Origin of the sequence: Rugamonas rivuli (genome assembly GCF_009380165.1) — a bacterium.
Classification (GTDB): domain Bacteria; phylum Pseudomonadota; class Gammaproteobacteria; order Burkholderiales; family Burkholderiaceae_D; genus Rugamonas; species Rugamonas rivuli.
This window is the reverse complement of the sequence record NZ_WHUF01000002.1, coordinates 1,076,882-1,099,644: the sequence shown is the minus strand read 5'-3', so window position 1 is coordinate 1,099,644 and position 22,763 is coordinate 1,076,882. Positions and strand designations below refer to the sequence as shown.

The following is a 22,763-nucleotide window of genomic DNA, read 5'->3' as shown; positions in this document are numbered from 1 at the left end:
AAGCTTGCAAGATGTCTTACGGTCTGCCACGTGGTGCCGTCCTCGTGCTGCTGGCGATGCTGGCATGGTGGCAACTGGCGTTTACTCCCGCCGTCGCTGCGGAGACGCTGCCAGCCGCGATCAGCGTCAATACCGCCAGTATCGATCTGATGACTACCGGCAAGCTCTATCTGGACGAAGGCCAGCCCTTTCCGGTCGACGCCACCGGCTTGCCCAAGCTGCTGGCCGGGCTCAAGCCCGCCACCAAGGTCGACCTGCTGGGTGGCGGCTACTGGCTGTATGCCGAGCTGCGCAACGATAGCCACCAGCCAGCCTGGGTCATCGATCCCAACGATACGCTGATCGACATGGTCGACATCCAGGTGTTCGGCCCCGACGGCAGCGCGCGCCAGATGCTGACCGGCTACCGCCAGCCGCACGCCTACCTGCTGCACTACGGTAAAGACGTCGACCTGCAGCCAGGCCAGCGCTACCAGGTGCTGATACGCTTCGCCAGCCCCTACTACGCGCGCACGCCGGTGATGTCGGTGCTGCCGCGCACCGCCTACCAGCAGCTGGTGGCGCGCGAGAACGTGCTGATTATCGGCTCCATCGGCGCCCTGCTGGCGCTGACGGTGTTCAACTTCTTCATCTACTCGATCACCCGCGACAACTCATCGCTGTACTACTCGCTGTACGTGCTGTGCTACGCCATCGCCTGGGGTATGACCTTCCACATGACGGCCGACCTGTTCGGCTGGCACAACCTGCAATGGCATTACGTGCCCTTCTTCCTGCTGCCGGTGCTGAGCACGCAGTTCTACACCAACTTCCTGCGGCTCAAGGAGCATTCGCCGCTGCTGCATAAACTCAGCCGCATCAACATCGTGCTGCCGCTGCTGACGCTGCCTAGCTGCTTCCTCTACCTCAGCTACGCCCACACCATCGCCACCATCGTCATCTCGATCTGGATGGCGATGGCCCTCACCAGCGGCATCGTGGTCTGGCGGCGCGGCTACTATCCGGCCCGTTTCTTCGTGCTCGGCTTCGTCGCGCTGATGGTGCCGGGACTGTTCATCCTGCCCGCCAACCTCGGCCTGATCCCGGCCATGATCACCAACGCCCAGCTGTTCACGCTGCTGGGCGGCACGCTGGACGGCGTGCTGCTGGCGTTCGCGCTGGCCGACCAGATCCGCCTGCTGCGCAACACGCTGGAGCAGCGCGTGCAGGAACGCACCGCCCAGCTGACCGAGGCCAAGGAACACGCGGAAGTGGTCAGCCGCCACCGCATCGACTTCCTGTCGGCGATGAGCCACGACATCCGCACCCCGCTGGCCGGCGTGATCGGCATGATCAAGTTCGCCATGCGCGACCAGTCGGTGCGCGGCCGCACCGAGGAATACCTGCGCATCGGCCTGCAGAACAGCGAATCGCTGCTGGCCATCCTCAACGACATCCTCGACTTCTCCAAGATCGACGCCGGCCGCCTGTCGATCGAGACGGTGGACTTCGACCTGATCGAACTGGTGGACGACGCCATCGGCATCCTGCAAGGCCAGGCCGACGCCAAGAGCCTGCTGCTGCGCTGCGACCTGGCGCTGGACATGCCGCGCTACGTACGCGGCGACCCGACCCGCCTGCGCCAGATCCTGCTCAACCTGCTGGGCAACGCCATCAAGTTCACCGACCGCGGCGAAGTGCGGCTCGATGCCTCGGCGCTGCTGACCATCGACGGCCGCACCAGCGTCAGCTTCGACATCACCGACACCGGCCCCGGCATCCCGGCCGATACGCTGCCACGGCTGTTCCAGAAATTCGAGCAGGCCGACCACTCGACCACGCGCCGCTACGGCGGCACCGGCCTGGGTCTGGCGATCTGCAAGGAGCTGGTCGAACTGATGGGCGGCTCGATCGCCGCCGAAAGCCGGGTCGGCGTCGGCTCCACCTTCAGCTTCACGCTGCCGCTGGCGCTGGGCGCGGCGCCTGAAGTCGATCCATCCAGCCTGCCGCGCAAAGAGCACCACGCCTACCGCCTGCGCGTGCTGTGCGCCGAGGATGTGCGCACCAACCAGATCATCGTCAGCACGCTGCTGGAGAACATGGGCCACGACATCCGCGTGGTGGAAAACGGCCTGCAGGCGCTGCATGCGCTGAGCTCCGCCGCCTACGACCTGGTGCTGATGGACGGCCGCATGCCGATGATGGACGGCGAGCAGGCCGCGCGCCTGATCCGCAGCGGCGGCAGCGAAGACTACCGCGTGCTCGATCCCGGCATCCCTATCATCGCGCTGACCGCCAACGCCAGCGACCATGACCGCGCGCGCTATCTGGCGGTGGGCATGGACGGCTTCCTCAGCAAGCCGGTCGACGAGCGCCTGCTGTACGACCAGATCGAGAAGACCATCGCCCAGCACCTGAGCCGCGGCCGTCCGCTGCGGCCGACCGACGCCGCGCGCCTGAGCGCCGTCCGCGCCGAATCGCTGGACGAGCAGTTCGGCGTGGCGCCGGCCGTCGAGAAGCGCGTCGACCCGGCCACCGTGCAGATCATGCCGCTGGCCGGACTGTCGCACTCGCACATGCAGCGCATCACCCAGGCCTTCCTCGACGAAGCGCCGCGCCGGCTGGAGAGCGCGCGCGCCGCTGTGGTGGCCGGCAACGCCAACGCGGCGGCGGCGGCGATCCATGCGCTCAAGGGCAGCGCGGGCTATCTGAGCTCGACCAATCTGCACACGCTGTGCCATGAAATGGAAGCGGCGGCCAGCGCCGGCAATCTGAACGAAGTGACCGACCGCCTGCCCGGAGTGGCGGCCGCGCTGGACCAGGCCTGCAACGACCTGCGCCGCGCCGCCAGCAACGACGTCAACATGTCGCAGCCCGCCAACACCATCTGAAGGAAGACCGCATGTCCAACCGCACCCTCAGCCTGACCGATACGCTGTACGACTACGTGCTGTCGCATTCGCTGCGCGAGCATCCGGCGCAGGCCGCGCTGCGCGAAGCGACCCGCGACCATGAACGAGCCACCATGCAGATCTCGCCCGAGCAGGGGCAGTTCATGGCCATGCTGGTCAAGCTGACCGGCGCGCGCAACACCATCGAGATCGGCGTGTTCACCGGCTACAGCGCGTTGAGCGTGGCGCTGGCGCTGCCGGCCGAGGGCCGCATCCTGGCCTGCGATATCAGCGACGACTACACCCGCATCGGCAAGCCGTTCTGGGCGCAGGCCGGCGTCGCCGACAAGATCGACCTGCAACTGGGCCCCGCCCTGGCCACGCTGGACGCGCGCATCAAGGAAGGCGAGGCAGGCCTGTACGACTTCGCCTTCATCGACGCCGACAAGGTCAATTACGACGGCTACTACGAACGCTGCCTGCAACTGGTGCGGCCCGGCGGCTTGATCGCCATCGACAATACGCTGTGGAGCGGCCGCGTGGCCGAACGCGCCGACAGCGACGACACCGCCGCGCTGCAAGCGCTGAACATCAAGCTGCACCACGACGAACGCATCGACCTGTCGATGCTGCCGCTGGGCGACGGCCTGACGCTGGCCCGCCGCCGCTAGTTCGCCGCCTCAGAAGTCCGTCTCGCCCTCGATGACGGCCGGGTGGCCGCTGATCGCGCGCGAGGCCTGCATGCCGGCCATCACCGCCGCCTCCACGCAGCCGGCGTTCAAGCCGGTCCTGATCCAGTCGCCCGTCAGGTACAGATTGGCGTAGCCCGATTGGTCGGTTTGCAGACGGTACTTGGTGCTGTTCACCACCGACATCACATACCGTTCCGACGGATCGACATTGGCGCGCCAGTACTGGCTGTCGAAGCGCGCCACGCCGGTGGCCTCGCTGCCATCGACCAGCCATTGCCACGGGAACGCGCCGGCCGGTCCCGCCGCCGGCCATAGCGCGGCAATCTGCCCGCTCAGTTGACCGATGGCGCCCTGCTTCGCCAGCGCCGCCATGCGCGCCGGGAAGCCGGTGTCGCTCACCGGCGGATAGCTGCTCACCGGCAGCGCGCTGCAGAAGTAGGACACATTGCGCGGCGCCAGCGGCGGCGCCCAGTCCTCGCGGCACAGCAGATGATCCATCGGCGCCCAGGTGTCGTAAGGCTCGCTGAACGCGCTCAGCACCGGCTGCTGGCCGTCCGGCTGAAAGTCCCAGCCCATCTGCGCCAGATCCTTGTTCAGCCAGACCTGGTAAGCCTGCGTCGCCACCGTCTGCACCTGCTCGTAGGTGGTGTTGAGCGCGGGGCTGTGCGCCAGCAGTTGCGGGCACACAGCCTTGAGCGAGCCGACCGAAATGCCAAACACTACCTGGTCGAAATCGACGCCGCGCTTGAGCGTCAGCACCGGCAGCTCCTTGTCGAAGTGCTGGTGATACAGCTTGGGCCAATCGCTCCAGCTGGATTCCAGATTGACGTCATGGGCCTGCAGCAGCGCGGCCTGCGCCGGATCGATCTGCTCGTAGTTCGGCGTGCTGGGCCAGCACGCCAAGTCCTTCACGTCCACCAGCGGATCGTAATCCGCGCCGGTTAGCGCCACCTGTTGCGTCATGCGGATGCTGCCGATCTGGCGGCCGTCCGGCACCAGTTCCTCGACCTTGTGGAAGAACTTGAACTTGACCCCGCGCGCCAGCAAGGCCTGGTACAGCGGCGTGAACACCGTGTCGCCCATCCCCGCCTGCATCTTGAACATGATGCCGCCCTTGTAGGCCAGGCCGATGCGCGCCATCGCGCGCAGCAGCGTGCCGGCTTCGATGTTCGGCTTGTCGAAATCGCCCCCCTCGTAGGCGAACACCAAGTCGTAGAAGCCGCGCACCGGCGCCGAGTCCACGCTCAGCACCTCGTCGCCGCCGTGCTTGCGCAGCCAGTCCTTGAAGTCGATATCGTTGATGGCGTCGAAGCCGTTGCGGATCACGCCGTCCTCGAACACGCCCTTCATCACCGTCACGCCAAGGTCCAGGCAGATGAACAGGCGACGGATATCGTCGCTGGCGTCGCCCTCGCCGCTGTCGACCAGGGCGCGGTAGCGCGCATGCAGCTTGCCGCGCACGCCCACCAGCGCGCCGGCCAGCGCCAGGTGCTGGCCTTCGGTGTGCTTGCCGACGTCGGGCGACATATTGGCCAGCATGCCGTACAAGGCGCTGCCCAGCAGCGACATGTCGTCCAGCAGTTCGTGCGCCGACGACGTCACGCCTTCGGCCAGGTGGTACAGCCAATCCGGGACGATGCCGGTGTGGTGCGGATGCGGCGGCAGGTTCATCGCGCGGGTCAGGTTATCCAGGCCGTCGATCCATTTTTTAATCCAGAAGAACATGGCTTCGGCCATGGTCCACAGCGTGATCTGCTCGCCGCCCTCGCCCGGTTCGCCCGGCAGCGTGGGGAACACGATGGACCAGTTGTGCCACTGCTCGCCCACCTGCTCCGACAGCACCACGTAGTCGTGCTGCTTGAAGGCGTCGCGCCAGGTCGCCAGCGGTGCGCCGGGTGGGCGATCCAGGCTGGCGTAGGCCGCCTTGATCATCCTGAAGGCGTTGGCGTAGAAGCCGAACCAGATGTGCAGGCCGTGTTCCTCGATGCGCTGGCCGTACTTGGCATTGCGGCCGCTGGCGCCCTTGCCGCCCAGGCGCCAGCCCTGCTGGTAGACCGTGATGTCGTAGTTGTTCTGCCAGCCCGGCAGGTCGCTCAGGTACCAGGCCGCCGTCATCGAGCCGACGCCGCCGCCGAGGATGGCGATCTTCTGCGGCGCGATGGAGGAGTTGTCGATCAACTCCTCGCCCGGCTGCGCGGTGAAGTCGAAATGCAGCTTATACGGCAGGATGGCTTCCTGCGCACCCAGCTTCAGGCCCAGCGTCTGCTGAAGCGGGAAGCTGTCGAAGGCGTGCAGCACGCACTCGTATTCATAGCCCAGCAGCGCGCCGCTGTGTATGCGGTCGATGGTGGCCGGCGCGGCGAGGATGGCCTGGTACACGGCTTTCAGGCCGGCGCTGTCGGGGAACTGCTTGAGGAAGATCTGGTCGATGCGCGGATTGCGCAGCAGCGAGATGATGTCGTCCCAGCCCGCCACGTCCAGGTTGAAAAAGTCGGGGATGGAGAGGAACAGCTCTATCGCCTGCTCGATCAGGTCGAGCAGGCTGGTGATGGGTTTCTCGATGCCGGTCTTGAGGGTCGCGTTCACCTCCAGCAGCGGGTGCATGGCGATCTTCGTCTCTGGCGCAAAAGGCTGGAAACCCTTGGCCGCGACCGAGCAGCGCAGCGGTTCGGCGTCGCCCTGCGGGATCTCGTACTCGCACAGGTATTTGGGATAGCCGAACAGCTCGCGGCCGTTAATCAGCGCCATCGCATCGTCGACGAAAATGTGCGCGGGGTAGTAGTAGATGTGGGCCAGTTCGCCCTCGTCGTCCATGGCGCCGACCATGATCCAGGTGACGATGTCGATCTCGGTGATCCAGCCCTTGGCATGATCGACCGGGGCCGCAGAATCGGCGTGGTTGACGCGGGTGAAGGTCAGCAGCACATACGGCGAAATCGCCTTGAAGCGCATGCGCTGGCCGGCCACCTGGTTCAGCGTGCCGTCCAGCGTGGCCTGCAAATTGGACAGCTCGCCCTTGACGAAGAAGCCGTACATCTCGGCGTTCTTCAATTGCAGCGGCGAGTGCATCATCACCGAGCCGCCCTGGTAGATGTATGAAGGTCGTGTCACCATGAACTCATCCGTATCCGCAGATCAACATCTTCCCAGTGTATTGCAAATCAACAGGCTGTTGCCGAAAAAATCTGCGGCCGCGGGTGTACGATGTCGATTACGCCACAGAGAAGGAAAACCGCATGGGTCGCGATCATCACGAGCACCGCGCCTGGGTCCGCATGCCGTCGGAGCGCCGGCTGGACTTGCTCGACCCGACGCCGTTCGACTGGGAAGACAGCGACCTCGCGCTGGGCCTGGCCCGCACGTATCGCTGGGGCGGACATTCGGCGTGGCCGCTGCCCCTGTCGGTGGCGCAGCACTCGCTGACGGTGATGCATCTGCGCGCCGCGGCTTGCACGGCGGTCGGCCTGCAACTGGCGCCGCTGGCGGCGCTGCGCGAGCTGCTGCACGATGCCGAGGAAGGATTGCTGGGCTTCGATTGCGTATCGCCGTTGAAGCCGTTCCTGGGCGAAGGCTTCAAGGCCTTGACGGTGCGGCTGGAAAACGCCGTCTTCCTGCGCTACGGCCTGCCGCGCTGGACGCCGAAGGAACACGCGGCGCACAAGATGGCCGATCGCCTGGCGGCCGCGAGCGAGGCGGTGCACGTGGTGGGCTGGTCGGCGAAGGAAGTGCTGCACACGCTCAAGATCAGCGTGCCGCCATTGAACGACGACCCGCTGCAAGCGGTCTACGGCGGCGCTGCATGGGAACCGTGGCCGCCGGCCATCGCCAGCGACCGCTTCCTGGCCGAGCTCGACCGGCTGAAAGCGCTCAGCGCGTAACTTGGCCCCATCTTTTAGCGCATGGCCGCGCGGCCTCCGGCCCGCTACACTAGCACCTGGATTTTAACCTTGGAGAATTTATGGCATCCGCCGACAACGAACTGGCCAACAACGCCAAACTGACCGCGCTGGCGCGCGCGCTGCGCGACCTGCACAAGCAGCTGATCCACGTGGAAACCCAATACTTCGGCGCGGTCGGCAGTCCGCTGGAACATTTGCAGCTGGTCGCCAACCATCCGCATTTCGCCTGGCTGCAAAAGCTGTCCGGCCTGATGGCGCAGATGGATGAGCGCCTCGACGAACCGGAGCCCGTCACCCTGGCCGAAGCCCGCACCTTCCGCAAGGCGATCGAAGCGCTGATCGGCCCGTCCGAAAGCGGCGATGCCGAATTCCGCGCCAAGTACAACACGCTGCTGCACGACGGCACGGACATCGTCATGGCCCACGGCGCCGTGCGCAAGCTGCTGGCCGGCATCGACGGCTGAGCGCCCGGCATGCGCTATCCCGCGCTTATTGACGGAACATGACGGACAGCTTGGCGTTCGCCTTCTTGCCGCAGCTGCTGCGCAGTTGCGCGTCGCTCAGCTCGTCGTCGAAAGACACCTCCCGCACTGCGCCCTTCAGCGGCAAGACCATCGTGACTGCTTCGTCGTAGAACACCAGGATCTGCGGCATGGCCTTGCCTTTGCCGTCTTCGGGATTGAAGACATCCAGCACCACCTCGCCGCCCGACTCGTCGAAGCCGGCTATCGCATGGCCCGCCACTTTGAACCTGCAGGCGCCGGCCTGCTGTTCATAGACATAGTCGAACGAAGGCACGCCCTTGGCGTTGACCTTCCACCGGCTGAGCTTGAGCGTGTGCTCGACGCCGGCGCGCTTGGTGCTGAACGACGGCGCACCATCGAAGGCCTGGCCCAGGCTGGAACACAGCAGCAGTGCCGCGAACATGACTTTATTGCGCATACAAAAATCCTTTTTCGGAGGAATAAAAAAACAACTTGCCAGCCGGATTCTTCGCGATCGCCGACCATAGCCGTCCAGAGGTCGCGACCCCGACAACCTGATCGTCTACCCATTTCAATTCTGTTTCCTTGCCGCTGGCAGGATCGATTTCCAGCAACGCCGTTGTTGCCCTCCGGGCGTTGTCGTCACAAGTTTCGCGCAACGCAATCAAACCTTTGCCATACCCGGCGATCGCACGGGTGTCGCAATAGCGGCTTGAGTAGGTGCGCGGTGGCAGCGGCTTGCCGTCAGGCGGCACGGTCAACAGCGTTGTGCTTCGGCCTTCGTTGCGCAGCACATGGATGGTACCGTCTGCTGCCACACCGGCACTCACGGCCGGGCGCGCGCCCAACTGCGGGTGCACGCTCCACGCATAGCCGCCTGCCAGCCGTATCCGCGATGCCGCGAAGTCGTCAATCACCTGATCCTTGGCTATCTTGGCGGGTGCGAACACTCCGGCGGCATACAGGCTGTCGCCAACAACGCGGGAACCGCTGCCGGACAGATAGGCGCCGGTCTTGCGTATCACCGGCTCCCCCTGTACTTGCAGCGCCAGATTGAGCACAGTCGTATAGACCGAGTAGTACTCAAAATCCTGATCCTCGTTTTTCAGATAGCCCGCGACCTTGATGCCGTCTGCGGTCACGTCCATCGCATAGCCATACTGGCTGCGTGCCGGACTGACCAACCGGCGCCTGGCGAGCTGGATGCCTTGGGCGTCGAAGCTGTACACATAGGTCAGCGTCTGTGTGATCGGGGGCGAACTCTTCGTATCGACGTTGGCCAGCAGATAGACCCTATCGTTCGTGGGCAGGCATTGAACGGGGAACAGGCCCGCATAGCCATCCGGAACCGGGAAGGTCTTTTGCCAGCGGATCACATTCCGTCCACGGTCTATCGAAATCAGACGGCCGGTCGAAGAGCCCAGGTCGTCGTGGTCGACACCGGCGATACACACCTGCTCTCCATCGGCCGAGAACTCCATGCTGTACACGCTGAAGCTCTTGTCGCGCAACGCCAGTGCCAGCTTTTGCGGTGCCGCCTGCGCGCTGGCGCACAGTGCCAGGCCCAGCGCAGCCCAGCAAAACTTCTTGCCGCTCATTCAGCGGCCCTCACGGCGCCGGTGTACAAGACAGGCTTGCCGGACTTGTCCTTGGCCACCGCCGCCCAGGAGTCCGCACCGGTGGTCAGATAGAGCGCTTCCTCGGCAAACCAGTCGAGCAGCTTTTCAGTCTTGCCGTCCGGGTTGATCGACACCATCACCGAGCGTCCGCCCAAGCTTTTGCAGGGCTTGCGGATGGCGAGGTAGACGTTGCCGTATTCAACCAGCGCCTGCGTTTCGCAATATTTACTGGCATAACTGACTTCCGGCCCGACCTTGCCATCCGCCGTCACCTGCAACAACGACGACATCTCTTTTTGATAGCCCAAGCGGAATACGGCGCCATTGCCGCCGACGCCGGTGTACACCGAAAGAGAATTCGCGGTGGGCGGACGCTGGCTCCACAGATAGCTGCCGCTCAAGCGCAATTTCGAGACCGCGTAATCGCCACCGCCCTCCGTCTTGGAGAGTTTGTATGGATAGAAATTCCCGCCGATGTGCAGGTTGTCGCCGACTATCCGTGCAGTGGGAAACGGCGCAAACGCCCCGGTCTTCTTGATCGATGGCTTATCGGCTTTCAATGCCGCATCCAGGCCCTGCGTGAACACCGAGTAGTATTCGAAGTCGTCGTCCTCGTCCTTGATATAGCCGGCCACCTTGATGCCGCCTGGCGCAGCCGCCATGGCATAGGCGAAGTGGTCGCTGCCCGGAAGATCCAGCACTTTGTAGGCGGTTTGCTTGCCTTGCAAGTTAAAGCTGTACACGTAGGCCAGAGTCTGCCGCAGCGATTTGACGCTATCCGTATCGACATTGGCCAACAGATAAACCGCTGCGCCTTCCTTCACGCATTGCACCGGATAGATGTCGGAGTAGCCGTCCGGTGCGGGCAGCCGTTTCTGCCAGCGCACCGTATTGCTGGTGCGGTCAATCAGCAGCAACTGGGTGGTTGCACGGCCATTCTCATCCGTGTTGGCGCCGGTCAGGCACAGGTCTTTTCCATCGGCAGACAGCCCTATGTTTTGCGGCAAAAAGCGGGTGCCCGCCACAGGCAAAGGCAGTTGCAAGCGGACAGGCTGCGCCGCTTGAGCCACCGTCAGAAAGTTCAATCCAGCCGCCACCACGTACAAGCATTTCTTCATAGCATTTGTGCAAAAAAATCACCGGCGAGAATGTTATCATGCAGGCAAAGTTGATGGCATTCAATTGAATTTGCCGTAAATGACGATATGCATTGTTGCGATTCCTGAAGAAAAGCGCCTAAGCCGCCGGATTTAAAGCGCTTTTCACAGATATCCACACCAACTGTGGATAAGGTTGTGAATAACCGCCACTTGACACCCGAGAACGCCTTTAACGGCGCGGGTTTCAACAAAATGCCTAATCCACAGGCAAATTTTTTACCCAATAAAATCAAGTACTTACGGCATGCAAAATTCAGGCTCGAAACGCTTTCGAGGCTGCTTGAAAAATATTTTTCTGTGCATAAGTAGGCCTTGAGACACGTCGGCGCCCGCACACCGGGGAATCCTTTGACAAAAGTACTGGCAAGGAATAGTGTCACTGTGAAGGTCCGCAATTCCCTTCTCCGACTCACCGTGGGATTGATGCATGAACCAGAACGACGACGACACCGATTGGATGATAGAAGACGAAGCACCGCCGGCCAGCCAGCCGCAAGCAGGCAAGCCGGGCGCTGCACAGGCGCCGCCGCCATGGCGCGTGCTGATCGTGGACGATGACGTCGACGTCCACGTCGTCACCAAATTCTCGCTGAGCAACGCCTGCTTCCAAGGCCGCAGGCTCAGCTTCCTGCACGCCTACAGTGGCGAGGAAGCGCTGCACACGCTGCGCACCACGCCCGACATCGCGCTGGTGCTGCTGGACGTGATCATGGAAACCAGCGATGCCGGCCTGAACGTGGCCCGCCAGATCCGCGACACGCTGCACAACCAGCTGGTGCGCATCGTCCTGCGCACGGGCCAGCCGGGGCAGGCGCTGGAGCACAGCATCATCCTCGACTACGACATCAACGATTTCTGGTGCAAGACCGACCTGACCACGCGCAAGCTGTTCACCACGGTGATCTCGTCGTTGCGCGCCTACTCCGGGCTGGAGCAGGCGCACCGCCAGGCGCAGGTGCTGCAACGGGAACTGGACCAGGCCAGGCAGCTGCTGGCCGCCATCGACCAGCACGCGGTGATGATGACGCTGGACCAGCGCGGCCGCATCACCAGCGTCAACGATAAATTCTGCACCGTCTTCCAGTACAGCCGGGAGGAATTGCTGGGCGCCGATCCGCGCCTGCTGCACGCCCCGCCCTATCCGCCGGACCAACTGAGCGACGCGCTGCAAGCCTTGAAGGAAGGCGAAGCCTGGACCGACGTGGTCAGCGCTTGGCGCCGCGATGGCCAGGAAGTGCGGTTGCGCGCGACGGTGACGGCCAGCGCCGACACCCCACCGCGCTACATTGTCGTCGCCAGCGTCCTGCAGGCATTGAAAATACCGCTGTAAGTCGTGGATTGTTAAAGCACTTTTCCGGATATCCACAGACGCTGTGGATATCTATGTGGATATCACCCTCTTGACACCGCAGGGAGGCTTTACCTATGCGGTTTTCAACAAACTGCCCATCCAACAGGCAAAATAAACCCCTTGAAAAATCAATGACTTAGCGCGTCAAGTATTGTAACGAGAAAATTTTTAAAGAAAATTCTTGTCAACATGATTTGTGCATAAGTAAACACCGGGGCTGTATAAGCTGACGGGTCAATGAGGGGATTTTCGACGCAGTTCAGGGTGTAATAGCACCCGTTCGATCACCTGCGGAGCAACGTTGTGGGATTTCATGTATTCGATCGCGCAAACGGTGTTGAAGCTGGATTGCACCAGGATGCCGCGGTTGACTGCGGCACTGCATTGCTCATCACTGCGCTGCTGTAATAGCGAAACGTTCATCATGATCCTTAGCAAGAGTTGGTGAAGTAAACCCTGATCTGCGACACGCTAAAGGAGTATGGGCGAGCATCGGCCAAAGTCAATGTCAGCTTCCTATCATTTCTGTATTTAAAGCGTTTCTGCGCGATAATAGTGCATGACTTCCGATCTGCCCCGCTCCCGCCCCTCTTCCCAATTCGATCTTTTCCTGTCCTTCACCATTTTGGCGCTGCAAGGTTTTGGCGGCGTGCTGGCGGTCGTGCAGCGCGAAATGGTCGAGCGCAAGCGCTGGCTGACGCAGGAAGAATTCATCGAGGAATGGGCGGTCGCGCAGATCATGCCCGGCCCCAACGTGGTCAACCTGGCGCTGATGATCGGCAGCCGCTACTACGGCTTGCGCGGCGGCCTGGTGGCGCTGGCCGGCATGCTGACCGTGCCGCTGCTGGTGGTGCTGGTGCTGGCCGTGCTGCACTCGCACTACGCCCACCATCCCGGCGTGGCAGGCGCCTTGCGCGGCATGGCGGCGGTGTCGGCCGGCATGATCGCCGCGACCGGCCTCAAGCTCGCCTCCGCGCTCGGCAAGCATCCGCTGCCGATGTGGCTGACAGGCGCCATCGCGCTGCTGTGCGTGGTGTTCGTGGTGCTGCTGCATCTGCCGCTGGCCTACACCCTGCTGATCCTGGGCAGCATCGGCGTCACGCTCACCTACCGCAAGCTGAAGGGACATCAGCCGTGAACGACGCCCCGCTGCATCTCGTGCTGAGCCTGTCCGACTGGCTCAACCTGTTCGGCCACTATCTGCTGCTGTCGCTGATGTCGATAGGCGGCGCGATTTCCACCACGTCCGAGATGCATCGCTTCCTGGTCGAGGAACACCATTGGCTGACGCAATCGCAGTTCAACGATTCGATCGCCATCGCCCAGGCCGCGCCGGGCCCGAACGTGCTGTTCGTGGCGCTGATGGGTTGGAATGTCGGCCTCAACGCGGGCAGCTACACGGCGGCGCTGGCCGGCGTGCTGGTGACGATGATAGGCATCATGCTGCCGAGTACCACGCTGACCTATCTGGCGGCGCGCTGGGGCCATCAGAACCGCGAGCTGCTGGGTGTGCGCGCCTTCAAGCAAGGCATGGCGCCGGTGGTGGTCGGGCTGATGGTGTCGGTCGGGATCATCCTCGGCAGCGCGCACCACAGCTGGGCCACCGACTGGCCGCTGTGGACGCTGTCGGTGGTGGCCGGCCTGGTGATCTGGCGCACCCGCATCCACTTGCTGTGGCTGCTGGCTGCGGGCGCTGTGGTGGGCTGGTTCCAGCTGGTCTGACTTATTTGTTCTGGTAGCCGCCGTAGTATTTCACGGGGCTCCAGTCCGGCTCCACCTCAGGCAAGGCCGGTGCGTACTGCTTGAACTCGCGCGTCGCATACACCACCTTGCCGTTGACGATGGTCAGGCTGCTTTCCAGGTTCTTGATCTGCTCTGCCGCCATCGAGAAATAATCCTGCGGCAGTATCGCCAGATCCGCATACTGGCCGGGGGCCAGCGTGCCCTTGAGCTTTTCCTCGCCGCTCATCCACGCGCTGCCCTGCGTCATCAGCTTGAGCGCCTGGTAGCGGCTCAGCACATCCTTGGGCTGCCACACGCTGAGCCCGCCCGCAGTCTTGCCCGTCACCGCCCAGTAGATCGACGGCCACGGACCATAGCTGCTGACGCGCGTGCCGTCCGTGCCCAGGCCGACCGGGATTTTCATCTCCAGCATTTTTTTAATCGGCGGCATCTGGCGGGTTTGCGCGCCGTACTGCTTCCAGTACAGCTCGCCCTGGAAGTACATGCGGTTCTGCACCGCGATGCCGCCGCCCAGCGCCTTCACGCGCGCCAGCTGCTTGTCGCTGATGGTCTCGGCATGGTCGAAGAACCAGCGCAGGCCGTTCAGCGGCGTGTCCTTGTTGACCTTCTCGATGACGGCCAGGTCGCGGTCTATGCTCTCGTCGTAGGTGGCGTGGATGCGGAACGGCCAGCGGTTCTTGATCAGCAGCCGCAGCACGGGTTCCAGCTCGCTCTCCATTTGCGGCGGCATGTCCGGGCGCGGTTCGAGGAAGTTCTCGAAGTCGGCCGCGCTCCACACCAGGTTCTCGCCGCCGCCCTCGGTGTTGTAGCCGTTGGCGTAGAACAGGTGGTCGTTGCGGTCAGGCTTGGTCATGGTGAGCCAGCGCTGGTAATCCTCCAGCTCCTTGCCCGGCTTTTGCGCGAACAGATAGTAGGAGGTACGCACCGTCAGCTTGCCGCTCTTGGCCAGCTCCAGGCTGACCGCGTAATCGTCCGGATACGCCTGCCCGCCGCCGCCGGCGTCGATGGCGCTGGTCAGGCCGAGACGGTTCAGTTCGGTGTAGTACTGCTGCGTGGAGTTGAGCTGCTGCGCGCGCGGCAGCGCGTTGGTCTTGCCCAGCGTGGTGTAGAGGATCATCGCGTTCGGCTTGGCGATCAGCAGGCCGGTCGGCTTGCCGTCCGCGCCCAGCTGCACTTCGCCATCCTTGAAGCGGGTGCTGGCGTCGTAGCCCAGCGTGGCGATGCCCTTCTGGTTGAGGAAGCCCAGGCCGTACAGGTACAGCAGGAACACCGGCTTGTCCGGCACCGCCTCATTGATTTCCGCCAGCGTCGGCAGGCGTTTTTCTTCGAACTGGAATTCGTTCCAGCCGCCGACCACCTTGACCCACGCGCCCTCCGGCGTGCGCGCCGCCTGCTCCTTGAGCATTTGCAGCGCCGTCTTCAGCGAGGTCACGCCATCCCAGCGCAGCTCGGCGTTGTAGTTCAAGCCTTCGCGGATGATGTGCAGGTGGGAGTCGTTGAGGCCGGGAATGACGGTCTTGCCGCCGGCATCGATCAGCTGGGTGCCGGCCGATTTGAGTTTGAGTATGCGGGCGTTACTGCCGACGGCCTGGATCTTGCCGTCCTTGATGGCGATGGCCTGGGCGAACTCGCCCTCCTTGCTCATGGTGGCGATCTTGCCGTTGCTGATGATGAGGTCCGGCGCGGCCTGCGCGAGACCGGCGCAGGCCCATGCGGCTGCGAGTGCGAACTGGTTCATTCTCATTGTCTACTGCTCCTAAAAAAAAATCGGGCCGGCGCGATGCATGCACCGCGCCGACCCACATCAGAGACTAAGGAATTGAGCCAGGCCCAGTTCGATTAGTCCTTGATGGATTCGACTGCGAAAGTCAGGGTCACGTCGTCGCCGACGTAGGGTGCGTATTTACCGGCGTTGAACTCGGTACGCTTGATGGTGGCGGTGGCGTTGGCGCCGCAAGCCAGTTTCTTCAGCATCGGGTGATCCATGCACTGCAGGTGGGTCACGGTCAGCTTGACCGGTTTGGTCACGCCCTTGATGGTCAGGTTGCCGTCGATCGAAGCCAGCTTGTCGCCATCGAAGTTGAACTTGGTCGACTTGTAGGTGATGGTCGGGAACTTGGCGGTGTCGAGGAAGTCTTCGCCCTGGATGTGGCCGTCGAACAGCTTCGAGCCGGTATCGACCGATTTGGTGTCGATGGTCGCTTCAACCGAGCCGGTCTTGGCGGCGCGGTCCAGCACGATCTTGGCGGTCGTGTTGTTGAAGCGGCTCTGCTGGGTCGAGTAGCCGAAGTGGCTGTATTCGAAACGGGCGAAGGTGTGGTTCGCGTCGGAGGTGAAGTTCTCCGGAGCGGCGAAGGCGGACAGCGAGATACCAGCAGCAACCAGCAGGGCAAAGATTTTTTTCATTTGTAAGACTCCAGGATGTGGGAACAATATGTAAGAACTCGACCCGGCAAGCTGAGGCCCGCCCGGTGCATGTCTTCGAGTGAAGCGATTATGCTCGTCACATCTACCGTTGTAAAACGAAATATTTACCGCTTTACTATCGATAAAATCGATCATAAAACCGGCTGCTCATATTGCGATGATAGAGCAGCGGCGATCGGATGGGCATCTGCCTAAAGGCCGAGAGGATGTCAGGCCGCAGGGGCGAGCGCCGCCGGCGGTTGCAGCATGCGCTGCTGCAATCTCTGTTCCAAAGCAGCAAACGCTGCACTGCCGCGTGCGCGCGGACGCGGCAAGTCCACCGGCAAGTCCAGCGCGATGCGGCCGTGCTCGATCAGCACCACGCGGTCGGCCAGCGCCAGCGCTTCCTGCACGTCGTGCGTGGCCAGCACGGCGGTGAAGCCGCGCGATTGCCACAGCGCTTCGATCAGTTGCTGCAGCTCGGCGCGGCTCGGCGCATCGAGCGCGGACAGCGGTTCGTCCAGCAACAGCAGTTGCGGCTCGTGCAGCAGCGCGCGCGCCAGCGCGGCCCGCTGCAGCTGGCCGTCCGACAACTGCGCCGGCCAATCGTCGGCGCGGCCGGCCAGGCCGACGATGTGCAGCGTGGCCGCCGCCGCATTCAGCGAGCGCGGCTTGCCGATCGCCACATTCTCCAGCACCGACTTCCACGGCAGCAGCCTGGGCTCCTGGAACATGATGCGGATGCTGGGGTCCAGGCCGCCGTTGCCGACCGCGATGCTGCCGGCATCGGCGCCGTCCAATCCCGCGATGGTGCGCAGCAGCGTGGTCTTGCCGCAGCCGCTGCGGCCCAGCACGGCGACGAATTCGCCGGCGCGCAGCGAGAGCCGCAGTTCATTCAGCACAGGACGGGCGCCGAACGCCACGCTCACGTCTTCCAACGCCAGCGCCACGCCCTGCCGCTTGAGCGGCGGCGCCGGCGTCGGCCGAAGCGGGCGGCGTATCGTATCGTCGATGTCGAACAAGGCGGTCGAAATATACATACGGTTTACTCCATTCTTAACGGTAAGCGGGATGCCAGCGCAGGAAATGCCGTGCCGTCGCGCGCACCACCAGATCGGCCGCGCCGCCCAGCAGGACGTACAGTGCGATGCGCACCGCGGATTGCGCAGAGACGGCCTCGGCAACGATCAACAGCAGCCACACCAGGCCGAGCCCGATGCGCACGGACCACAGGATCGAAGGCAGCGCCGCCGGCAAGGTCACGTCGAGAAACAGCGGCCAGCCGGAGAGGCCGTAGCTGCGCGCCATCTCGACCAGGGCCGGATCGGCGCCTGCGGTTGTCCGATGCTTAACATTTCCCATTGCCGGCTCCACGAGTAGTCATGCCGGCCAGATTAATTCCGCAACAACAAAATCAAAACGAATAGTTTTACGTTTTGATATGCACTTTCTTCTTTATAGGTTTTTGATATATAGAAAGGAAAAAATAGTCGTTTGCCGCATGAAGAGCCGATGAGATACTTGCACTACTGCATCTCCCAAGCTTATTCCCCATGACTACACCCCTGATTCGCATTACCCATGCGAGCAAAACCTTTGCGCTGCCGGACGGCGGCCACTTCCACGCGGTGCGCGACGTATCGTTGGAAGTCAACAAAGGCGATATCTTTGGCCTGATCGGCAAAAGCGGCGCCGGCAAATCCACGCTGCTGCGCCTGTTTAACCTGCTGGAACAGCCCGACAGCGGCGCCGTCTTCGTCGACGGCCGCGAACTGACCGCGCTGTCGAAACGCGACCTGCGCGATGCGCGCCGCAATATCGGCATGATCTTCCAGCAGTTCAACCTGCTGCAAAACGCCACCGTGTTCGACAACGTGGCCTTCCCGCTGCGCATACACGGCGGCCTGACGGCAGCGCAGATCACCGCGCGCGTCAACGAATGCCTGGAACTGGTGGAGTTGAGCGGCAAGACGGCCAGCTATCCTGCCCAGCTGTCGGGAGGCCAGAAGCAGCGCGTCGCCATCGCCCGCGCACTGGCCAGCGGCCCGGCCGTGCTGCTGTGCGACGAACCGACCTCCGCGCTGGACGCGGAAACCACGCGCGCGCTGCTGGCCACGCTGCGCGACATCAACCGCCGCCTCAACGTCACCATCGTCATCGTCAGCCATGAGCTGTCGGTGCTGGGCGAGATCTGCAACCGCGTGGCCGTGATCGAAGACGGCGCCATCGCCGAACAGTTCGCGCTCGACGACGCCGCCAGCCTGGCCGAACCGCGCAAGACCGCGCTGGGCCGCGAGCTGGCACAGCACGGCGCCGCCAGCATCCTGGCCGCCCGCTCCACCCCAAACAACGCCGACACGGAGGCCGCCTATGTCTGAATACCTCGCCTCTCTCGACGCCATCCTGGCCATGCTGCCGGAAATGTGGACCGCGCTCGGCCAAACCCTGACCATGCTCGGCATAGGCCTGACCGCCGCCGTGGTGCTCGGCGGCCCGCTGGGCATCCTGCTGTTCCTGGTGGCCGACGGCCAGTCGCTGCAAAACCGTCCCGCCGCGCTGGTGCTGGGCTGGCTGGTGAACACGGTGCGCTCCTTCCCGTTCATCATCCTGCTGGTGGCGCTGGTGCCGTTCACGCGCATCATCGCCGGCACCTCGATCGGCCCGCTGGCCGCCGCCGTGCCGCTGTCGTTCGCGGCCGTGCCCTACTTCGCCCGCATGGTCGAACAGAACCTGCGTGAAGTGCCGCGCGGCGTGATCGAAGCCGCCCACGCCATCGGCGCATCGGAACTGCAGATCGTGCTGCGCGTGCTGCTGGTGGAAGCCCGCTCCGGCCTGGTGCTGGCGCTGACGGTGCTGTCGATCAGCTTCCTGTCCTATTCCGCCGTGGCCGGCGTGGTGGGCGGCGGCGGCATCGGCGACCTCGCCATCCGCTACGGCTACTACCGCTTCGAGACCGACATCATGGTCGCCACCGTCGCCATCCTGATCGCCATGGTGCAACTGATCCAGTTCACCGGCAACCGCATCGCCAAACGCCTCGACAAACGCTAACTAAAGGACTACTCATGCAAGCACCTCGCCGCAACCTGCTGCTGGCCGCACTGGCCCTCTCCCTGGGCATCGCCGCCCCGAGCTACGCCAAGGATCCGAAAGAACTGGTGATCGGCACCAGCGCCGGCCCGTACGCGGACCAGATCAAGCTGGGCATCAAGCCTATCCTGGAAAAGCAGGGTTACAAGATCAAGCTGGTGGAGTTCAACGACTACATCCAGCCGAACTTCGCGCTGGCCGAAGGTTCGCTGGACGCCAACGTGTTCCAGCATATCGTTTATCTGAATGAGTTCGCGGCCAAGAACAAGCTGCCGCTGGCCGACCTGGTGAAGATCCCGACCGCGCCTATCGCCATCTACAGCAAGAAGCACAAGGCCTTGACCGAAGTGAAGGAAGGCGCCACCGTCGCCATGCCGAACGACCCGACCAACCAGGCGCGCGCGCTGGTGCTGCTGGACCAGCTGGGCTGGATCAAGCTGCGCGACAAGTTCGATCCGATCAAAGCGTCGGAGCGCGACATCGCCGTCAACGTCAAAAAGATCAAGCTGATCTCGCTGGAAGCCGCGCAGTTGCCGCGCTCCCTGCAGGATACCGACTACTCCTTCGTCAACGGCAACTACGCGCTGGCGGCGGGCATGAAGCTGAAAGATGCGCTGCTGACTGAGAAGATCTCGGCCAACTACATCAACCTGGTGGCGATCCGCAGCGCGGACAAGGACAAGCAGTTCGCCAAGGATCTCGCGGCCGCTTATCGTTCGCGCGAGTTCCTGGCCGTGACCAACAAATACTTCCCGGACTACTCGAAGACCGAAGACCAGCTGGCGCTGGAAGCGGCCGGCGCGGCCAAGCCGGGCAAGTAAGCTTGCCGGATAGGCCGTGCTGCTTCTTTCTGCGTCCGGCGATTCCCGACACTACCCCGCTCCTGCCACGCCACCGCCGGCGGCCAGGAGCGGCATGGACTTCAGTTCTTCAACGTTCCATCCACCTGCGCGGTGTTGAACCCGTCACTGGCGATGACGCGGTAACGAACGGGCTGCGCCTTGCTGCCCAGGTCGGCCGCGACATTGGCAGGCAAGCGCAGTTCGGGCTTGGTCAGACCCACCGCATACGTGCGCCAGGTACGTCCGTTGTCGCCGCTCAGCAGCACCGAGTAGGACAGCGCCTGCCCCTGGGGATGGGCGCCGGACCAGCGCAACAGCACTGAACCGGGCACATTGTTGTTCAGCGCCGCAGCGGCCGGCCCCAGCGAGGGCGCGGCCAGCTTGAGCTGCGGCCCCTGCTGCCTGGCCTGTATCGTAGCGATCGCCTTACCATCCACTTCGATACGCACCCCTTTTACCGCAGGCGATGCCGGCACGGCAGCGCTGATCAAGCCGGGACGGCGTGGTCCTGCGCCGCCGCCATCCTCAAGATAAAACACCTGCACAGGCGTGCGGCCGATCACAGTACCCTTGGCGTCCAGCGTGACAACTTCCGGCCCACCGGCCACGGCGCCGACGTTGGCCTCCGCCAGCGTTACCGGCGAAATGCTGGCGATGGCGCCACTCGACCAGCCATCGTCCAGCCGCGCCACGATGAACAGCTGTTTGCCGCTCGTCAGGGCAAGGCCGGACTCCAGCGCGGCAGCGGGCGCCGGGCCTGCGGGCAGCGCATTTTCCGCAGTGATGCGCGTACGGATGGCCTCGTAAGTATAGGAACTGAGCCACTGCCGGGGGCAATAACTCATCACATCATTCCAGATCGAGACCGGGGTGGCGGCATATGGCGACACCCTGCCAGGCTGGGCACGCCGGGGCAACACCGCCAGATCGGCCTGGCCCCCGTCATATCCGACAAACGGATGCGTCGCGTCGGCAATCTGGCCGTTGGCGAACGGATAGTTGGGATCGGTGCCGGACTCGCCGCAGAAACCGCCGACGTGCGAGCGGCCCAGAGTGTGTCCAACTTCGTGGCCGGTATACCAATCCCCGTAGGAACCGTCGAAATCCCAACCCCAATTGCTCGCACCGGTGGGGCCGGAACCGATCGCGCTTGGCGTCGGCACTCCCGGAACCGCGGCACACCCTCGCATGAAGCCGCCGCCGTCATCGACCAGGCCGAAATAATGGGTCCGGCGATCGGTCCCGTTATTCACGTCCAGCGCCCGGATCTGCGCGACCTGGGCATTCGCCTGCCCGCAGTCGAACGGCCACGGATTGGTCGCAGCCACGCTCCGGGTGTTGTACACCAGGTTGGTGATCGGGTAGCCGCGCTGAAACCAGGAATTGATGCGGTCGTAATCCACTTGCTTGGGGTTGCGCTGAACGCCATTGCCGTCAACGTATTGCAAGCCGATGACAGTCAAACGGAAGGGAACACCGGCGACCACATTCACCGCGCGCGTGGTGGCCGCGCAATTAGCGCAAGGAATATCCCGGCCCTGGTTGAACATGTCGCGCAACGAGACCAGCTTGGCGCTAAAGGCCCCCGGCACCATATTGGCGATGGGGACGTCAAAAGTCAGCGCCAGATCCGCCCAGCTGCGCTGCAGTTCCAGCTTACCGTTCCATTGCGACAGCACCGACACCGATGAAATGGGATCGAGCGTCAATACCTGGCCGTTGGGCGCGTTGACTTGCAACTTGCCGCTGACCAGCCCATAGCCCGCCGGGGTGTTCACATCCAGGAACACCCGGACCAGCGTGCGCCGCGACGAAATGATGCCAACGCTATGGTCGATATCCTGGATGCCTTGAGTGACTTCGATCTGTGTCACCGTTGCTGAACTGACGACCGGATCCACACCCGCATTGAACTGCGAAGTGTCGATCACCGGGCCCGCGGCCGCCGGCGGCAGCACGGCGTTGCGCTGGTCCGGCATGCCGGCATCGGCCGGAGAGCACGCGATGCAACCGAGCACAGCGAGCGCGGCCAGCTTGACAGAGATGCTATGCATGGTGAGTCTCCTTGCTTTGCGTTATCGGCCAGTAGCCCTTGGGACAATCCTCGCTCGCCAATTTAGCCTTGCGGCGCGCGACGCATCCACAGGCCGAGCAGATATTCATGTCGACTGCGGCATCGAAGGTGAGTCCATAGAGGAGATTTTTCGGCGCCGCCGTATAGTGCGCGCACGGCCGGCACACCGCCATCCGCGCCTCGGCCTGATCCACGCTGAGCGTCGCAAAGCCGCTGGCGGCCCAGCGCCCCATCGCGGCGACCGCATGGCCGACGGTAGCCAAGGCCGGGACGGCGGCGATATCGGCGCTATCGGCGGCGACTGCGGCCTCGGCAAAGGCGGCATTGCCGGGCGATGCCAGCAGCTTGCGCAACAGCGTCGGCTGGCCCCGGCTCATGAACAAGTTCGACGCGTAGCGATCATCGGCCAGCGCCCTGCGCAAAACCTGGCCCGGCGGCAGCACATCCATCTGCAACAACTCAGCCAACGCGTGGAGCTGAGCACTCCAGTCACCGGCGGCGGCGACAGCCTTGAAGGGGGCAATCATCGCGC

Annotated in this window: 21 protein-coding genes and 1 pseudogene; 10 read left to right on the top strand and 12 right to left on the bottom strand. The window is 63.5% G+C overall.

The window, feature by feature from the left end; genetic code table 11:
• The first annotated feature begins 11 nt into the window (after nucleotides 1-11).
• A complete protein-coding gene (locus GEV01_RS10170) occupies nucleotides 12-2,870 on the top strand; it encodes a hybrid sensor histidine kinase/response regulator (protein WP_235914300.1) in 2,859 nt (952 codons plus the stop codon).
• Between the two features lie 11 nt (nucleotides 2,871-2,881).
• Nucleotides 2,882-3,541 (top strand): class I SAM-dependent methyltransferase, encoded by a 660-nt coding sequence (locus GEV01_RS10165; protein ID WP_152803873.1) that lies wholly within the window; start codon nucleotides 2,882-2,884, stop codon nucleotides 3,539-3,541.
• Nucleotides 3,542-3,550: 9 nt separating this feature from the next.
• Here the strand turns inward: GEV01_RS10165 and GEV01_RS10160 are convergent, their stop codons facing one another.
• Nucleotides 3,551-6,676, bottom strand: coding sequence for an NAD(P)-binding protein (locus GEV01_RS10160; RefSeq protein ID WP_152803872.1), 3,126 nt, complete (start codon nucleotides 6,674-6,676; stop codon nucleotides 3,551-3,553).
• A 122-nt stretch (nucleotides 6,677-6,798) separates the two neighbouring features.
• Between GEV01_RS10160 and GEV01_RS10155 the strand changes: the two genes are divergently transcribed.
• On the top strand, nucleotides 6,799-7,440 hold the full coding sequence (locus tag GEV01_RS10155) for a phosphohydrolase (RefSeq protein WP_152803871.1): 642 nt from the start codon (nucleotides 6,799-6,801) through the stop codon (nucleotides 7,438-7,440).
• 80 nt (nucleotides 7,441-7,520) lie between these two features.
• Nucleotides 7,521-7,925, top strand: coding sequence for a hypothetical protein (locus GEV01_RS10150; RefSeq protein WP_152803870.1), 405 nt, complete (start codon nucleotides 7,521-7,523; stop codon nucleotides 7,923-7,925).
• Nucleotides 7,926-7,950: 25 nt separating this feature from the next.
• Here GEV01_RS10150 and GEV01_RS10145 read toward each other — a convergent pair whose 3' ends face one another.
• The 4 genes from GEV01_RS10145 to GEV01_RS10130 are packed head-to-tail and all read right to left on the bottom strand — an operon-like array spanning nucleotide 7,951 to nucleotide 11,105.
• Nucleotides 7,951-8,403, bottom strand: a complete 453-nt coding sequence (locus GEV01_RS10145; protein WP_152803869.1) for a hypothetical protein — start codon at nucleotides 8,401-8,403, stop codon at nucleotides 7,951-7,953.
• On the bottom strand, nucleotides 8,393-9,544 hold the full coding sequence (locus GEV01_RS10140; protein WP_152803868.1) for a hypothetical protein: 1,152 nt from the start codon (nucleotides 9,542-9,544) through the stop codon (nucleotides 8,393-8,395). Before GEV01_RS10140 ends, GEV01_RS10145 begins: the two co-directional genes overlap by 11 nt.
• Entirely contained in the window at nucleotides 9,541-10,671 is a 1,131-nt protein-coding gene (locus tag GEV01_RS10135; RefSeq protein WP_152803867.1) for a hypothetical protein, read from the bottom strand. Before GEV01_RS10135 ends, GEV01_RS10140 begins: the two co-directional genes overlap by 4 nt.
• An 8-nt stretch (nucleotides 10,672-10,679) precedes the next feature.
• The gene (locus GEV01_RS10130) at nucleotides 10,680-11,105 is read right to left on the bottom strand and encodes a hypothetical protein (protein ID WP_152803865.1); all 426 of its coding nucleotides are present in this window, start codon (nucleotides 11,103-11,105) and stop codon (nucleotides 10,680-10,682) included.
• Between the two features lie 47 nt (nucleotides 11,106-11,152).
• Here GEV01_RS10130 and GEV01_RS10125 point away from each other — a divergent pair, with 47 nt between their 5' ends.
• Nucleotides 11,153-12,055 carry a PAS domain-containing protein gene (locus GEV01_RS10125; protein ID WP_152803863.1) on the top strand — a complete coding sequence of 301 codons (903 nt, stop codon included), beginning with the start codon at nucleotides 11,153-11,155 and terminating at the stop codon, nucleotides 12,053-12,055.
• Between the two features lie 255 nt (nucleotides 12,056-12,310).
• On the opposite strand, the gene GEV01_RS10120 is transcribed toward GEV01_RS10125, so the two are convergent.
• Nucleotides 12,311-12,499, bottom strand: a complete 189-nt coding sequence (locus GEV01_RS10120; protein ID WP_008449565.1) for a hypothetical protein — start codon at nucleotides 12,497-12,499, stop codon at nucleotides 12,311-12,313.
• Between the two features lie 136 nt (nucleotides 12,500-12,635).
• Between GEV01_RS10120 and GEV01_RS10115 the strand changes: the two genes are divergently transcribed.
• Together GEV01_RS10115 and GEV01_RS10110 are read left to right on the top strand one after the other, a co-directional pair.
• Nucleotides 12,636-13,214, top strand: coding sequence for a chromate transporter (locus tag GEV01_RS10115; RefSeq protein ID WP_152803861.1), 579 nt, complete (start codon nucleotides 12,636-12,638; stop codon nucleotides 13,212-13,214).
• Nucleotides 13,211-13,798, top strand: a complete 588-nt coding sequence (locus GEV01_RS10110; RefSeq protein WP_328595476.1) for a chromate transporter — start codon at nucleotides 13,211-13,213, stop codon at nucleotides 13,796-13,798. The genes GEV01_RS10115 and GEV01_RS10110 overlap by 4 nt, the downstream gene beginning before the upstream one ends.
• A 1-nt stretch (nucleotide 13,799) precedes the next feature.
• On the opposite strand, the gene GEV01_RS10105 is transcribed toward GEV01_RS10110, so the two are convergent.
• The 4 genes and pseudogenes from GEV01_RS10105 to GEV01_RS10090 form a co-directional block, all read right to left on the bottom strand.
• Nucleotides 13,800-15,557 carry an amidohydrolase gene (locus GEV01_RS10105; protein ID WP_235914299.1) on the bottom strand — a complete coding sequence of 586 codons (1,758 nt, stop codon included), beginning with the start codon at nucleotides 15,555-15,557 and terminating at the stop codon, nucleotides 13,800-13,802.
• A gap of 101 nt (nucleotides 15,558-15,658) precedes the next feature.
• Entirely contained in the window at nucleotides 15,659-16,225 is a 567-nt protein-coding gene (locus GEV01_RS10100; RefSeq protein WP_008449570.1) for a YceI family protein, read from the bottom strand.
• Nucleotides 16,226-16,455: 230 nt separating this feature from the next.
• On the bottom strand, nucleotides 16,456-17,265 hold the full coding sequence (locus tag GEV01_RS10095) for an ATP-binding cassette domain-containing protein (protein WP_152803857.1): 810 nt from the start codon (nucleotides 17,263-17,265) through the stop codon (nucleotides 16,456-16,458).
• Between the two features lie 16 nt (nucleotides 17,266-17,281).
• Nucleotides 17,282-17,551: pseudogene (locus tag GEV01_RS10090) on the bottom strand (ABC transporter permease subunit); the annotation flags it as partial.
• A 227-nt stretch (nucleotides 17,552-17,778) separates the two neighbouring features.
• Here GEV01_RS10090 and GEV01_RS10085 point away from each other — a divergent pair.
• Genes GEV01_RS10085 through GEV01_RS10075 form a run of 3 tightly spaced genes read left to right on the top strand, consistent with a single transcriptional unit; the run spans nucleotide 17,779 to nucleotide 20,136 of the window.
• On the top strand, nucleotides 17,779-18,603 hold the full coding sequence (locus GEV01_RS10085) for a methionine ABC transporter ATP-binding protein (RefSeq protein ID WP_152803853.1): 825 nt from the start codon (nucleotides 17,779-17,781) through the stop codon (nucleotides 18,601-18,603).
• Complete coding sequence (locus GEV01_RS10080; protein WP_008449578.1) at nucleotides 18,596-19,276, top strand: methionine ABC transporter permease; 681 nt, start codon at nucleotides 18,596-18,598, stop codon at nucleotides 19,274-19,276. The genes GEV01_RS10085 and GEV01_RS10080 overlap by 8 nt, the downstream gene beginning before the upstream one ends.
• A gap of 14 nt (nucleotides 19,277-19,290) precedes the next feature.
• A complete protein-coding gene (locus GEV01_RS10075; protein WP_152803851.1) occupies nucleotides 19,291-20,136 on the top strand; it encodes a MetQ/NlpA family ABC transporter substrate-binding protein in 846 nt (281 codons plus the stop codon).
• Nucleotides 20,137-20,237: 101 nt separating this feature from the next.
• Here GEV01_RS10075 and GEV01_RS10070 read toward each other — a convergent pair whose 3' ends face one another.
• Both GEV01_RS10070 and GEV01_RS10065 read right to left on the bottom strand, forming a co-directional pair.
• Nucleotides 20,238-22,211 carry a hypothetical protein gene (locus GEV01_RS10070; RefSeq protein WP_152803849.1) on the bottom strand — a complete coding sequence of 658 codons (1,974 nt, stop codon included), beginning with the start codon at nucleotides 22,209-22,211 and terminating at the stop codon, nucleotides 20,238-20,240.
• Nucleotides 22,204-22,758, bottom strand: coding sequence for a hypothetical protein (locus tag GEV01_RS10065; RefSeq protein ID WP_152803847.1), 555 nt, complete (start codon nucleotides 22,756-22,758; stop codon nucleotides 22,204-22,206). The genes GEV01_RS10070 and GEV01_RS10065 overlap by 8 nt, the downstream gene beginning before the upstream one ends.
• Between the last annotated feature and the right edge of the window lie 5 nt (nucleotides 22,759-22,763).

Bases quoted from the DNA above. Each gene is read 5' to 3' on its own strand.
- GEV01_RS10100 (WP_008449570.1), bottom strand. From the start codon at position 16,225: ATGAAAAAAATCTTTGCCCTGCTGGTTGCTGCTGGTATCTCGCTGTCC.
- GEV01_RS10160 (WP_152803872.1), bottom strand. From the start codon at position 6,676: ATGGTGACACGACCTTCATACATCTACCAGGGCGGCTCGGTGATGATG.
- GEV01_RS10165 (WP_152803873.1), top strand. From the start codon at position 2,882: ATGTCCAACCGCACCCTCAGCCTGACCGATACGCTGTACGACTACGTG.
- GEV01_RS10125 (WP_152803863.1), top strand. From the start codon at position 11,153: ATGAACCAGAACGACGACGACACCGATTGGATGATAGAAGACGAAGCA.
- GEV01_RS10115 (WP_152803861.1), top strand. From the start codon at position 12,636: ATGACTTCCGATCTGCCCCGCTCCCGCCCCTCTTCCCAATTCGATCTT.
- GEV01_RS10140 (WP_152803868.1), bottom strand. From the start codon at position 9,544: ATGAGCGGCAAGAAGTTTTGCTGGGCTGCGCTGGGCCTGGCACTGTGC.
- GEV01_RS10170 (WP_235914300.1), top strand. From the start codon at position 12: ATGTCTTACGGTCTGCCACGTGGTGCCGTCCTCGTGCTGCTGGCGATG.
- GEV01_RS10105 (WP_235914299.1), bottom strand. From the start codon at position 15,557: ATGAACCAGTTCGCACTCGCAGCCGCATGGGCCTGCGCCGGTCTCGCG.
- GEV01_RS10065 (WP_152803847.1), bottom strand. From the start codon at position 22,758: ATGATTGCCCCCTTCAAGGCTGTCGCCGCCGCCGGTGACTGGAGTGCT.
- GEV01_RS10095 (WP_152803857.1), bottom strand. From the start codon at position 17,265: ATGTATATTTCGACCGCCTTGTTCGACATCGACGATACGATACGCCGC.
- GEV01_RS10155 (WP_152803871.1), top strand. From the start codon at position 6,799: ATGGGTCGCGATCATCACGAGCACCGCGCCTGGGTCCGCATGCCGTCG.
- GEV01_RS10080 (WP_008449578.1), top strand. From the start codon at position 18,596: ATGTCTGAATACCTCGCCTCTCTCGACGCCATCCTGGCCATGCTGCCG.
- GEV01_RS10145 (WP_152803869.1), bottom strand. From the start codon at position 8,403: ATGCGCAATAAAGTCATGTTCGCGGCACTGCTGCTGTGTTCCAGCCTG.
- GEV01_RS10120 (WP_008449565.1), bottom strand. From the start codon at position 12,499: ATGAACGTTTCGCTATTACAGCAGCGCAGTGATGAGCAATGCAGTGCC.
- GEV01_RS10085 (WP_152803853.1), top strand. From the start codon at position 17,779: ATGACTACACCCCTGATTCGCATTACCCATGCGAGCAAAACCTTTGCG.
- GEV01_RS10150 (WP_152803870.1), top strand. From the start codon at position 7,521: ATGGCATCCGCCGACAACGAACTGGCCAACAACGCCAAACTGACCGCG.
- GEV01_RS10070 (WP_152803849.1), bottom strand. From the start codon at position 22,211: ATGCATAGCATCTCTGTCAAGCTGGCCGCGCTCGCTGTGCTCGGTTGC.
- GEV01_RS10075 (WP_152803851.1), top strand. From the start codon at position 19,291: ATGCAAGCACCTCGCCGCAACCTGCTGCTGGCCGCACTGGCCCTCTCC.